Source organism: Cohnella zeiphila (genome assembly GCF_014212055.1).
Lineage (GTDB): Bacteria > Bacillota > Bacilli > Paenibacillales > Paenibacillaceae > Cohnella > Cohnella zeiphila.
The window spans coordinates 12,918-26,123 of record NZ_JACJVO010000002.1; the positions used below are offsets into that span (position 1 = coordinate 12,918).

Genomic DNA, 13,206 nt, shown 5'->3' on the forward strand with positions numbered 1-13,206 from the left:
TCTTCCGGTTGCCGGGGGCTTTTTTTTGCGCTGCCGCCGCTCATCTTACTTATGTGGAGTCGGATGCTCCTTCGTCAGCGGAATCTCTCCCGCCAGGAGCCGCCGAATGTCTCCCGCCAGCCGCAGGTAGAAGTCCGCGGACACTTCGACCCCGTCCGCGTCCAACGTCAGAAAGTAAGGGCTGGCCGGCGTCATCGAACCGTTTTCGGCCGCTTTGGCGATCGCGGTTCCCTCGTCGAACTCGTCGAACATCGCGATGTACCCGGTGTCGATGCCGATGCTTTTCAGATGGTACGCTTGTCTCCACATCAGATCGCCGTGCTTCCGGGGAATCTGGTTGCGCGGTCCGCTCATCAGGTGCGACCAGGCGAAGCCCGGCCAGAGGACCGGCTGGTAGGCGATGCCGAGCTGCCGGGCGAATTCGAAGTCGGGCTGCCACCGCTCCGTCTTGAACCGGTCCGCGCCTTCCTCGTCCCCGAAGCGGCCCACGAACCACGGCGAGATCATGTCGAGCATCTTGTAGACGTTCAGGAAGCCGGGCTTCGAATCCAGCTCGCTCGTTCGCCAATGCGTCGGAACGCCGCCGATGACGTACGCGCCCTGTTCCCGGAACCACCGGATGAGCTCGGCCGCCTGCTCCGCCGTGCCGGGGCGGTCCGTAAAGCCGATGCCCCAGACGCAGACGACGATCTTCCCGTCCTGCCTCGCGTAAGCGCCGGACGAAGGAAGGCTCATCCGCCTCAGGACGTTCTCGGTCCAATCGTGCTGGACGGCGCGAACCCAATTCTCCGAACGCAGGCCCGACGTGTCGTACATAACGTAGAACTTGCGGCCGTAATCTTCCGCCGCTTCTTTGACTTTGACGGCGACGCTGTCCCGGTTCGCCCTCCAGCCATGGGGAGAATCGTCCTCGGAAGCGCCGAATCGCTGCAGCGCCGCCCCGTCGATGCCGTACGTTCGCATCCATTCGAAATGCTTGTCGACCGTCTCCTTATCGTAGGAAGAGAAAAGCAATGCCGGCCTGCCGTCGCCGAGATTCGGGAGGCCGGTCTCGTACAGCTTGGCGTATTCCCGAATGTCGGGATAAAGCTCGAAGGTGATGCTGGAGACGTCGCCCGGAGCGCCGCCGTTTTTGGACCAATGGACCCAGCCGTTGTTCGGCGAGCCGTCGCCGACCGCGTTGAACCACCCTTGGTAGCCCGCGAAAAGCTTGCCCGCGACATCTCCGGCAGAAGGAAGCCGATCCGGCGCGCCGTCGTCGCCGGGTGGAAATGGTGAAATCGGGATCAAGATGCAAACTCCTCTCGCATTCGATTGCGTACGGCGCTAGTGTAAAGGATCAGGCCGGGCCGTTGTAGGGGGCAATCTTAACGTTTGCAGGCGATTCGTGGCCGATTGCCGCCGCCGCTTCCATTTAGGACGCCCCCTCCTCCTTGACGTCCAGAATCGGATGCCGAATCGTGATTTTCGTTCCCCGGCCCTCTCCGGTCTCGATCCGCAGCTGGTAATCCGGGCCGAAGTAGATTTTGAGCCGCTCGTTGACGTTGCGCAGCCCGACGCCGGGCCGGCGCGCCGACTTGCGGTCGACCGACTCCGCATACAGCTGCTGAAGCACCGTCTCCGGGATGCCCCTGCCGTTGTCCGTCACCTCGATGACGAGATCGCGCTCTTCCACGTATCCCGACAGAATGACTTTCCCCTTCTCGAAGTTGCCGCGGATGCTGTGCTGGATCGCGTTCTCCACCAGCGGCTGCAGAAGCAGGCGCATGAACGGCATGGACAGCATATCCTCGTCGAAAAAATAAAGTACCCGAAGATGCATGCCGATTCGCGCCTGCTCGATCTGAACATAGGCTTTGACCTGCTCGATCTCCCGCCCGACCGTCGTGATGTCTTTCCCCTGGTTCAAGCTGAGGCGAAGCAGGTTGCCGAGCGCCGACACCATCTCGCCGATGTCGCTCCGGCCGTGATTCTCGGCTTTCCAGCGGATCGATTCCAGCGTGTTGTACAGAAAGTGGGGGTTGATCTGGTGGCTGAGCACCTGGAATTCCAGTTCCTTCTTGTTGCGCTCCGCGCGCGTCGATTGCTCGATCAGCCCGGCGATCTTCCGTACGATGCTGCCGAAGCCGCGATAGAGCCAGCCGATCTCGTCCTTCCTGCCTTGGTAAGGAACGTCCAGCTCGAACTCGCCTTCCTCCAGCTTCCGCATCAAGCGGACAAGCCGGAACACGGGCTGCGTGAAATTGACGGTCAAGTAGATGACGACGCCGACCGAGCAAACCAAATAAACCGCCAGGAAAAAAAACAGCAGCCGGTTCAATTCCGTCATTGGGCGCGTCAGAGTGCCGAGCGGCGTCAGGCTGACGATCGTCCACGGCTGGCTGTCCATCTTCACGAAGGCGATCAACCGCTTCTCGCCGCGGATAGAGAGCGTCTCCGAACCGCTCGCCCGCCGCTGGCGCAGCTGCAGCAGCTTCTCGGACGGAACCTTCTCCCCCGTCCATTCGTTCTGAAGCGTATCGTACAGAACATCGCCGTTCTGATCGAGGATCAGGAACTTCTGCCCTTCCATTCGTTCGGTCGGGGAAAAGAAACGCCTCAGGCGCTCCTCGCTCAAATCCGTCACGACCATGCCGCGCGGGTTCCGGTCGTGCAGCCCCGTGAACATCTTGACGTAGGACAGCACCGGAGCGGAATCGCGTCCGCCGCCCGCCGACAAATGCCAGGTCGGCACGACGCTCTTCTTGGCTTCCCGGAACCATTCCTCCTCGCCGATCTTCGTCGGTTCCCCCATCGTCCGCATGTAAGTCGGATAAAGTTCCGGGTTCAGCGGGTAGACGCGGAGCTGCTGGGCATCGATTTGGATTTTCCGCTGATAGACGAGGCTGAGCATGTTGACCGCGAAATTTTCTTCCTCCTGCGAAGACTGCGGCGGCTTTTCCAGCAGCTGCTGGAACGACTTGTCCCCGATCAGCTCGTTGATCTGGTCGTTCAGCTGGTTCAGGTACGTCTCCATGTTGATTTTGGCCTGCTCCAGATAGCTCATGGAGAAGGTCGAATTGGCGTATTTGATCCCTTCGACGGACTTCATGTAAGCATAGGACGCGAACAGGAAGAACGGCACGATCGTAATGGCGAAAAAAATCAAAATCATCTTGTTGCGAAAAGACGAGAGCAGCTTGAGCGGCGCCTTAATCATCCGCGATTCCCTTCTGTCTGCGGTACTCCTTCGGCGTGACGCCCATCTGCTTCTTGAACAGCTTGGTGAAGTGAACGGGATCTTTGTAGCCGACCTGATAGGATACTTGGTAAATTTTGTATTTCACATCGCCGAGCATTTCCTTCGCTTTGGCGATTCGCGTCTCCGTCAGATATTCCAGAAACGTCCGGCCTTTCTCCTTCTTGAACAGCTTGCTGAGCCAGACCGGCGTCACATGAACCTCTTCCGCGACCGTCTGAAGGGACAAGTTGTCCGCGTATCTGGACCGGATCATCTTCTCCGCTTCCTGCACGATTTGGCTGGGAGAAGCCGTCAGCTTCCGGAAATCGGCGGCGATCGCCAGCAGGCAATCCTCTACTTGCTCCTTCAGCGATTGCAGGTTGTCGTATTGCTCCAGGCGCTCCCACAGCTCGATCGGGTTGCGCTCCCATTTCCGGTCCGGCCAGCCGGCCGCCGACGCGGCCCGGTAGACGCCCATGAGCCATTGGAAAATATGCTGCTGGACGTCCCGCAGGCTGGCCAGCTCCCAGCTTTTGACCATGTCTTCGAATAGCGCCATCGACGCCGAGATCTCTTCGTCTGATCCGTAGCGGACGAGATCGACCGCCTCGCCCGGCTCCCGAATCGACAGCTCGCCCCGCTCGCCGTCTTCCTCTCCCGGGGCCTCGGTGAACAGCCGGTTGCCTCCGTACAGCGCCTTCTGCTCCAGCAGCTGGCACGACTCGGCGTACAGCCGATGCAGGTGGTTCAAGTCTTTGGGAACGAGGCCGATGCCGATGCTCGCCTTGACTTTCACGTATTCGTTGATTCGCTGCAGGCAGACTTCCGCCAGCGAACGAACCGTTTCGGCCGGCTCGGACTTCGGACAGCCGAGAACGGCCACCCATCGTCCGGCGGAATCGCTGAACAGAACCGACGGATGCGGGTATTCTTCGGCCAGCGTCTGGCTGACCACGTTGCCGATGCCGAACAGGACGAGCTCCTTCTCGCCCTCCAGCCCTTTTCGGCTTGCGATCGCCTTCAGGTCGTCGGCTTCCGCGACCATGAGAAGCAGCGGCATCGCCGTCATCCACTCGAGCATGAGCGCCTGCAGCCGATGCGCGATTCTCGATTCCCGGTACGGATCGTATTCGTGCTCGACCATCTCCCGAAGCAGCTCTTCCCGCAGCTTGGGGGCGGCGAATTGAACCTGGTCGAAGATTTGCGTCTGCTTATGCTTATCCAGATATTCACGGGCGATCAGATCGGTCGCCTTGCGTACGATCCGCTCCAGCTCGCCCGTGTTGATCGGCTTCAAGATGTAATCCATCGCCCCGAGCTGCATCGCCTGCTTGACCAATTCGAAATCGTCGTACCCGCTGATCAGGACGGCTTTCCAGTTGTAATCCTCGCTCGGCTTCAGAAAGCTTAGAAACTCGAGGCCGGACATCCGGTTCATCTTGATATCGGTCACGATCAGGTCGGGCCGTCTCTCCTGCGCGATCCGGAGCGCCGTGTCGCCGTCGTCCGCGACGAGCACCTCGCCGATTCCGTAGTCGTTCCAGGGGATCCGTTTGCGCAGCCCTTCCCGGATTTCGAATTCGTCGTCTACGATCAGAACGCTTAACAACTGCCTCACCTTCCTGCGCCGTTGGTCTTCTCTGATTCTCTCGTGGGAGGAGTCGTCTCTATCTTAGCCGATCGCAGTTTGCGATTGCACGGGGTCAATCGAAAACTTTATAGTGTTTCTTTAAACTCGTTGCCACGAATGCGCCGGCTGCCAGCCCAGAACCGACTTCGCCAGCGCGTTGCCGACGACGGCTTCCCTTCCCGCGAACGTCCTCCGGCGATCCTTCACTGCGGGATAAAACCGGTCCAGCAGCTCCTCGGTCGGCCGGTCGCTCAGCGTGTCGTCGCTCGTGACGTTCAAGGCATGGTAGCCTCCCGCTTCCGACCGCAGCGCCGCCAGGCTGGCCTGCACCGCGTCGCGAATGTCGATATAGCTCCACATCGTATGCTTGTAACGCTCCGGCTCCCGGACGTTCAGCCGTTCGTATTCGGCCGGAGCTACGATGGTCGAATAACGGAGGAACGTCACTTGCATGCCGGTCCGCCTGGCGAACATCTCCCCGGTCCTCTCCCCGACTTCCTTGGACAGGCCGTAGATTTCCCGCGGAAGCACCGGGTGGTTCTCGTCGATCGGGAAATATAAGGGGTCGAACCGTTTCGGAGCCCAGGCGAACCCGAACACCGACTCGCTGGAGCCGGCGACGACGTTGCGGATGCCCAGCATGGCCGCCGCGTCCAGAACGTTATAGGTCGACAATACGTTGTTGGCGAAAATATACGAATCCGGATAGCCCAGCGGTGCGGGAATGGCGGCCAGATGCAGGACGGCGTCCGCTCCGCTCAATCCGCCGACGACCTGTCCGAGATCGGACAGATCGACCTTCAATTGCTTGCAATGAATTTTATCGGAACGTCTCTCGTCCAGCGAGACGACTTGATAGCCTTGACGCAGCAGCTCCTCGACGACCCAAGTGCCGAGCTTGCCGCTGCCGCCCGTGACGGCGATGCGCATCGTTCTCTCCTCCTTGTCTCTTCTTCCGTTCCGGCTAAGGCCGGACTAGCGTGCCGTCCGCTTTCCGGTCCAGCCCGTAGGGGCGGTGATAGCCGGTTCGCGACCAATCCCGGTCCAGCAGCAGCGCGGCTTTCTCCTCGTCCAGGTCGATGCCCAGACCCGGTTTGTCGTTCGCGTACAGATATCCGCCCCGCCGCTCGATCATGCCCGGGAACAGCTCCTTCTCCCGGTCGCGGAAGTGGTTGATCTCCTGAATGCCGAAATTCCATACCGATAGGTCCAGATGGACCGCCGCCGCCTGGTTCACGGGATCGTTCTCGCCGCCCTCCTGCCAGGCGGTGCGAACGCCGAACAGCTCGCAGAATGCGGCGAGCTTGCGGCAGGCGGTAATGCCGCCGGCCTTGGATACGCGGACGCGGATAAAGTCGATCAGCCGCTCCGACACGAGCCCCGTCCATTCTTGCGGATTCACGAACAATTCTCCGACCGCCTGCGGGGTCGCGCATTGCGACCGCAATTGCCGGTACCAGCCGATCTGCTCCGGGGGCAACGCGTCTTCCAGGTAAAACAAGCCGTACGGTTCCAGCCGCTTGGCCAGCTGAATCGCGAGAATCGGCGACAGATGCTCATGGACGTCGTGCGTGAACTGAAGCTCCGGTCCGAACGTCGTCCTCAGCTGCTCGAACATGCGGGGAATGGCGCTCACGTAGACGTGCTCGTCGAACACCGAATCCGTTTTCCAGGCGTTGTCGGGCAGGTTCGCATCCTTCCCCCTGCGGAAGCCGCCGCCGCCATAGCCGCCCAGCTGGCAGCGCACGACCGAATAGCCTTCGTTCGCGAAGCGATGGACGTCCTCGGTCAGTTCGGCGATGTCCCGGCCGCCGGCATGGCCGTAGCAGGGAACCGCGGAACGGCTGGCGCCGCCGAGCAGCTGATAGACGGGAAGCCCCGCCTCTTTGCCTTTGATGTCCCACAGCGCCATGTCGATGCCGCCGATCGCCGTCTGCAGAACGGCGCCGTTGCGCCAATAGCCGCTTAAGCTCATCGTGTTCCACAAGTCTTCGATGTTCGCCGCGTCCCGGCCGATAATGACCGGCGCCAGCAGCTGCTCGATCACCTGCACGACCGCTTCCGGATTGTAGATGTCCGACGCGGAGCCGATCCCGTACAACCCGTCCTGGTCGGTCGTCACCTTGACGATCGTCCAGCTTCCGTCGTGGCGGGTCCGAATGCATTTTACAGAGGCGATCTTCGCCATGTCCGTTCTCCTCCCTCGCCGCGAGCCCGCAAGCGGACGCCGGGCAGAAGCGGTTCGGCCGGGACGCTTCAGCCGCGGGGGCGGGAAGCGAGATACCGGTCGACCTGCGACTGCACGTCGTCGATGATGTTCTGCAGGCCGCTGCTTTTTTGCTTTTGGATATAGGCGTCGAGCGATTGTTCGACGTTGTCGACGTCTCCGTATTCGATCGCCTTGCCCATGTCTTCATAAACTTGATCGCGCGTCTCCAGCTCGCTCGAGACATTGCCGTCGGTGATGAACAGCCCCTCCACCGGAGATTCCACGTTCATCGGGAGCTCGGCGAAACGGGTCTCCTCCTTCCAGAAGCCTTCCGGATACGTCTGCGTCGGACGCATGAAATCCGGATTCCAGAACGCCCACTGCCCTTCCCAATCCATATAATTGCTGGAGGCGAACTCCATATGATCCGGATACGCGGCCGTGTCTCCGTCCAATTGATAGGTCTCCCCTTCGATTCCGTAGATGACGAGATCGTACAGGGTCCGGTCCGTCTCCACCATGTCCAGGAAACGCAGGACGAGATCGGCGTGCTCGGAATTCCGGTTGATCGCCAGGACGTTGGCGATCGGCGAACGGTTGACGAACTTGCGGTCCGGGTAGAGCAGCGACATCTGCTGCCGGTAGGACGGATCCGCGAAGCCGGGATCGGCCGCATACGCCCATTCGTGAGAAGTGAGCGTGAACAGCGTCTTGCCGTTGCGCCATTGAACCGCGGTGCTTTCCTTGTCGATCATCGCGTCCCGGTTCAAAATATTGTCGTCATACCATCTCTTGCTCATTTTCGCCGCTTCCAGGTAGAAAGGCTGCTCTTCGATCGCGCGAACCGTAATTCGCGGATCGTTCAGGTAGAAGCCGAGGCCGTGAAAGCCGAGATCCGCCCATTCGTCTCGCGTCTGATAGATCGGAAGGGAGTTCGTCCGGGTCAGCTTGGCGTCCGGATAGGCCATCTTCAACTCATGCAGCAGCTCGTCGACGTCCTCGATCGTCCGAACCGAATCCGGCGACCGGTAAATGCCCGCTTTCTCCGCCAGATCGGCGCGCCAGCCGGCGTAAAACCGCTGGTTCATCTTGACGGTCCACGGAAGGCCGACGATCTCCCCGTTCACCGTCGCGGCCGTGAGCGTTGTCCCTGCGTTTTTATAGCGCTCGTACAAATGGGGCGCATCCTTCGGAAGCAGGTCGTTCAGAGGCATGTAGGAGCCGCGCGCCGCCATTTGCTGGAACGAGTTTTCCGAATCGAAGTTCAAGTCCCACTTGTCCCCCGAAGCCGCCATGACGAGCAGCTTGCCGGAGTAGTCGGGCCAAGGGATGAAGCGAATGGAAAAATCGACGTTCAACCCTTTGGCCTTGACGTAATCGCTCACTTTCGACCAGACCTTGTCCGTCAGGGCTTTCTTGTCCCCGCCGAAATAAAACGTAAGCGTCGTTTCCGGCTCCCCGGGCCCTTGCGCCGACGACGCGGGAGCCGAACCTTCGCCTAAGCCCGTATTCATTCCGTTCTGAACAAGAATCCGGCTGCAACCCGAAAGCCCCAACTGCAACAGTATGATGAATGCGAATGCCAAAGAGACCCCGAGCCGTCTTCCGGGCATGCTTCCGCTCCCCCTCTTGCCATGATATATTCACAATACCGCTGCCGATCTCGTTGTCAAGCCTCGCGTGGTATGCGCTTTCACGATCGACGAAGAGGGGTCTGCAGCGGCGGCGCGACGCTGCAACCATCATAAGGGCCGGGGCCTCCCGCTTCCAGAGGTCAATCTTAAATTTTATGGGGCAGTTTTGTCTTTCTTTATCGGAATGCCTTCGGGCCGTCGTCCGCCGGCTTCGGGAACGCGGGCGCCGAAGCGCCCGCGTTCCCCTTCTCATCGGTAAACCTTCACCGTCTTGATCTCGAACGCGCGGAAGTCCAGCCTAATCTCCGAGCCTTTCAGATCGACCTCCTCTTTCTCTTCCTCCAGCATGTCGGTCAGAACGACCCGCGAAGGCGCAAAGCCGAACCGCAGCCTCGCTCCCTTGACCGCGGAACGCTCCGCCTCGTACAAGCGGATGACATAAGCGTCGTCCTCCTCGGCCGGCTTGACCGATTCCACGATGACGTTCGCGGCGTCGATCTCCGCAAAGGAACGCGGCTCGCCGGGGGCGCGCCCGCTTGCGGCAAGCACCGGCACGTTCAGCTCGTATGCGGGACGGACGACCGTCTCGGCGGAGAACCCTCCTTCGTGCGGAAGCAGCGAGTAGACGACTTCGTGCAGCCCTTCGTCGCCGCGCGGATCGGGATGCGCGCCTCCTTTATGGAGCGTGAGCCTCATGTCCGACCCCGACACGGAGATGCCGTACTTGCAATCGTTCAGCAGGGCGACGCCGAACCGGTTCTCCGACAGATCGGTCCATTTGTGGTTGCATACCTCGAACATCCCTTGGTCGTAAGGGGTGTTGTCGTGCGTCGGCCGCTCGACGTGGCCGAACTGGATCTCGTGCCGGGCGCACGTCGCGAGAAGGGCGACGTCGAACCCGGCTTTGAGCAGCCGGTGCTTCTCGTTCCAGTCGATCGCCGTTTCGAAGTCGACGCGGGGGGTATCGGAATGAAAGACGATATCCTGCTTGAGCGACGACGCGTTGCCGATGCGGTATTCGCTGCGGATCCGGAACTGCAGCGGGCCGTCGGCCGCGATTTCCCGGCTGACCAGCGCCGTCTGCAGCCGCAGCTTGCCGGCTTGGTCGCGGTCGATGTCCCAGTTGTCCCAAGCTCCCGGCAGATCCTCGCCCAGCAGCAGCGCGTTGAGCGGATGGCCCTCGCCCCGCAGCTCCCGGCCCGACGCCTTATCCGCGAAGGACGCGATATAGCCGTGCTCGTCGAAGCGGACGACGGCGAACGGCGTCTCCAGGCGATCGCCGGCGAACCGGAACGGGGACGGAGCTGTCCGCGCTTCGGTATCCGGCTCCAGCTCGATGGTCAGCGTTCCCAGAGCGGGAACGGCCGCCCCGCCGATCAGCAGCCGCTTGCGCCCGAGGACGTCGTCCGCGAGCTGGACGGCTAGAGCCGGATCGGCCGGCCGCATGCCGCCGAACGCGGCCGCATCCAGCTCGATCGTTCCGGCGCGATCCCAGCTCAGCGCGTTCAGGACGGTAACCGCGCGAGAATCCGGCCGCAGCGAAGCGGACAGCAGCTCCGCCGCCGTTTTCCCGGCTTCGCGGATGACGTCCCCGACCTCGCGAACGGCGCGGTCGTGCACCTCCGGAATCGACGTCCCCGGCAAAATGTCGTGGAACTGGTTGATCAGCAGCAGCTCGTACAGCTCGGTCGTCCTCAGGCTAGGAGACAGCCGGCCGCCGCCTGCGACCCGCTCCATTACCTCGATCAGCTCGAGGCTGCGCAGCGCGATCTCCGCCTTGCGGTTGTTCCGCTTGATCTGGTGCATCTGCGTCAGCGTTCCCCGGTGTCCCTCGAAGTACAGTTCCCCGACGTAAAGCGGAAGCTGAACGGACGTCTCTTCGAGCTCCTGCATGAACCGGCTGACGGTCGTATGCCCGGAACGGGGAACGCCTTCGGTGTCCCGGATCCGGCGGGCCATCTCCAGCATCTCGTACTGGGGACCGCCGCCGCCGTCCCCGAATCCGTAAGAGATGAGCCGGCGGTCGTTCACCCGCGGATGCTGAACGCCGTTGTTGCCCCGCTCGTAGATCCGGCTTGCAACCGTCTCGGCGTCCGGCCAGCAATGGATCGTATTGAAGTGCGTGAGCACCGTCGTGCCGTCCATCCCGCGCCAGCGAAACGTATCGAGCGGGAACAGGTTCGTATCGTTCCAGCTCAGCTTCGTCGTCAGGAAGTAGCGAATGCCGCTTCCGGCCATGATCTGCGGGATCGCGGCGCTGTAGCCGAACGTATCCGGCAGCCAGAACGTATCGGCCGTATAGCCGAAATGCTCTCTCGTGTAGCGCTGGCCCTTCAGAAATTGGCGGACGATCGACTCGCCGCCCGCGAGATTGCAATCCATCTCGATCCAGACGCCGCCGTTCGGCTCCCAGCGGCCTTCGGCCGTCCGCCGTTTGATTCCTTCGAAAATATCCGGATAATGGCGCCGCATCAGCTCCGCGTGAAAAGCCGAGCTTTGCACGAACGTATACTCCGGATACTGCTCCATCAGGCTGAGCGCATTGGCGTACGTGCGGGCGCACTTGCGGATCGTCTCGTCGCGCGTCCACAGCCAGGCGGTGTCCATATGGGAGTGGCCGATCAGGCCCGCCTGCGGAGCGGACGGACTGTTCGGACTCTCCAGCAGCGGCCTCAGGACGGCCGAAGCGGCCGCCACGCCGGACCGCCACGTATCCTCCGTCTCCTCTTCCGGAGATTGAGGAAGAAGACGAAAAGCTTCCAGCAGGGCGTTCTCGATTTTGGCCTTGCGGAAATCGTCGACCGATCGGGCGCGAACCATTTGATTCAGGGTGCGGAGGTCGAAGACGAACGCTTGAACGTCCTCCCGGCACTGGACGATATCGATGGATTGGAAGATTCTCTCGTAGCGGATCGGGCTGCCGTCGCCCGTCTCGTGAGATTGATAGGGCTGCGTGCCGACGCAAGGATGCCCCGCGTAGCCTTCGAAGGCGAGCTCGTACGCCTCGCCCGCCCGGGCTCTTTCGGTCAGCAGGAGCGTGCGGTGGTTGCCCCGGTTCTCGGCGTCCTTCGGATGCGTGAAGATCCCTCGCGGCTTCCCGTTCACCCAGAAAAACGTCTCTACGCCGTCCGTCTGCGCCTGGATGTAGATTCGGCCGCCATCCAGCGCCGCCGGAACTTCGAACGTTCCCTTGAACCAGGCCGAACCCCATGGACGGCCCCATGTCCGGCCTCGTTCCGCCGGGCGCCAGTCGGCCTCGGGACCGGGAACCTCGTACAGGTGCTCCTGCGTCTCGAAGTACCGGACCGGCACCTCGCCCCGTTTCTCGAAGATCAGGCCGGAATAAATGTCTTCCAGCTTTCTCAGCTTGCCCAGCGTTTTCTGAACGTGGTTGCGGTTGATCATGCGTTCGTTCCTCCGGGCAGCGGCGGCATCGGCGCCGGACGCCGGCATCGGCTTTTCATCTCGTAATGGATGCCTGCGGCGGATGCGTCGTGGAAGCCGTGCATCGCCTCCAGCACATGGAAGGCCATATCCCCGTGCGCGCGATGCTCCCGTCCTTCGGCGACGGCGGCCGCCAGATCGGCCACGCCGATGCCGCGGTTATTGTTCGTGTAGCCGTGCGTAAGAGTGACTTCCTCCCACTCGCGGCTGCCGGCCCGGCGCAGCCGGACGACGCCGCCGAACCCGTTCGGGTCGGGGACGAGCAGCGTTCCTTGGCTGCCCTGAATCTCGATGTTCGGCAGCGAGGTGCCGGCCGGCGCGTCGAAGCTCGTGATCAGCGTGCCGACGACGCCGCTCTCGAAGTCGAGCACCCCGGCGATATGGGTCGGCGTCTCGACGCGGATTTTCTGGCCGCGCTTCTTGGCGCTTCCGATCGTCCGTTCCGGATGGGTGATGACCGCGCTCCCCGTCACGCGCCGGATCGGTCCGAGCAGGGTGACGAACGCCGTCAAGTAATAAGGCCCCATATCGAACATCGGACCGCCGCCGACCTCGTAATAAAATTCGGGATCGGGATGCCAGCTCTCGTGGCCGCCGCCGAGCATAAATCCCGATACGGCCACCGGCGTGCCGATCGCGCCGTCGTCGATCAGCTTCCGGCACGTCTGAATGCCGCCGCCCAGGAACGTCTCGGGCGCGCCGGCGACGCGCAGCCCTTTCTCCTTGGCGAGGGCCAGCATCTCGGCCCCTTCCTCGCGCGTCACCGCAAGCGGCTTCTCCACATAGACGTGCTTGCCCGCCCTCAGGGCGTCCAGGCATACCGAAGCGTGCGCCTTCGGAATCGTCAGGTTGACGACGATGTCGATGTCCGGATCGGCGAGCAGCTGTTCCGGCGTATAGGCTTTGGCGAGCCCGAACTGCTCCGCCCGGGCTTCCGCCCGGCCGATGTCGATGTCCGCCGCCGCGACCAGTTCCACTTCCGGGTATTGGGACAAATTTTCGAAATAGATGCCGCTGATATTGCCGCACCCGACGATACCGACTCTGCTTTTTGCCATCGTTTCAATCC

Annotated in this window: 8 protein-coding genes; all 8 read right to left on the reverse strand. The window is 61.8% G+C overall.

Features of this window, described 5'->3' with window-relative positions:
* Positions 1-45: 45 nt before the first annotated feature.
* The 8 genes from H7C18_RS01335 to H7C18_RS01370 all read right to left on the reverse strand — a co-directional run bounded on the left by H7C18_RS01335 (position 46) and on the right by H7C18_RS01370 (position 13,195).
* A complete protein-coding gene (locus H7C18_RS01335; protein WP_185127218.1) occupies positions 46-1,290 on the reverse strand; it encodes a glycoside hydrolase family 99 protein in 1,245 nt (414 codons plus the stop codon).
* A gap of 124 nt (positions 1,291-1,414) precedes the next feature.
* Positions 1,415-3,199, reverse strand: a complete 1,785-nt coding sequence (locus H7C18_RS01340; protein ID WP_185127219.1) for a cache domain-containing sensor histidine kinase — start codon at positions 3,197-3,199, stop codon at positions 1,415-1,417.
* A complete protein-coding gene (locus H7C18_RS01345) occupies positions 3,192-4,829 on the reverse strand; it encodes a response regulator transcription factor (protein ID WP_185127220.1) in 1,638 nt (545 codons plus the stop codon). The genes H7C18_RS01340 and H7C18_RS01345 overlap by 8 nt, the downstream gene beginning before the upstream one ends.
* A 120-nt stretch (positions 4,830-4,949) precedes the next feature.
* Complete coding sequence (locus tag H7C18_RS01350; RefSeq protein WP_185127221.1) at positions 4,950-5,780, reverse strand: NAD-dependent epimerase/dehydratase family protein; 831 nt, start codon at positions 5,778-5,780, stop codon at positions 4,950-4,952.
* Between the two features lie 34 nt (positions 5,781-5,814).
* Entirely contained in the window at positions 5,815-7,038 is a 1,224-nt protein-coding gene (locus H7C18_RS01355) for an enolase C-terminal domain-like protein (protein ID WP_185127222.1), read from the reverse strand.
* 68 nt (positions 7,039-7,106) lie between these two features.
* A complete protein-coding gene (locus H7C18_RS01360; protein WP_185127223.1) occupies positions 7,107-8,672 on the reverse strand; it encodes an extracellular solute-binding protein in 1,566 nt (521 codons plus the stop codon).
* Between the two features lie 270 nt (positions 8,673-8,942).
* Positions 8,943-12,098 (reverse strand): alpha-mannosidase, encoded by a 3,156-nt coding sequence (locus tag H7C18_RS01365; protein WP_185127224.1) that lies wholly within the window; start codon positions 12,096-12,098, stop codon positions 8,943-8,945.
* A complete protein-coding gene (locus H7C18_RS01370; RefSeq protein WP_185127225.1) occupies positions 12,095-13,195 on the reverse strand; it encodes a Gfo/Idh/MocA family protein in 1,101 nt (366 codons plus the stop codon). The genes H7C18_RS01365 and H7C18_RS01370 overlap by 4 nt, the downstream gene beginning before the upstream one ends.
* Positions 13,196-13,206: the final 11 nt, after the last annotated feature.

Excerpts from the sequence above, each read along its gene's own strand:
- H7C18_RS01350 (WP_185127221.1), bottom strand. The coding sequence starts at position 5,780 with ATGCGCATCGCCGTCACGGGCGGCAGCGGCAAGCTCGGCACTTGGGTC.
- H7C18_RS01370 (WP_185127225.1), bottom strand. The coding sequence starts at position 13,195 with ATGGCAAAAAGCAGAGTCGGTATCGTCGGGTGCGGCAATATCAGCGGC.
- H7C18_RS01355 (WP_185127222.1), bottom strand. The coding sequence starts at position 7,038 with ATGGCGAAGATCGCCTCTGTAAAATGCATTCGGACCCGCCACGACGGA.
- H7C18_RS01365 (WP_185127224.1), bottom strand. The coding sequence starts at position 12,098 with ATGATCAACCGCAACCACGTTCAGAAAACGCTGGGCAAGCTGAGAAAG.
- H7C18_RS01340 (WP_185127219.1), bottom strand. The coding sequence starts at position 3,199 with ATGATTAAGGCGCCGCTCAAGCTGCTCTCGTCTTTTCGCAACAAGATG.
- H7C18_RS01360 (WP_185127223.1), bottom strand. The coding sequence starts at position 8,672 with ATGCCCGGAAGACGGCTCGGGGTCTCTTTGGCATTCGCATTCATCATA.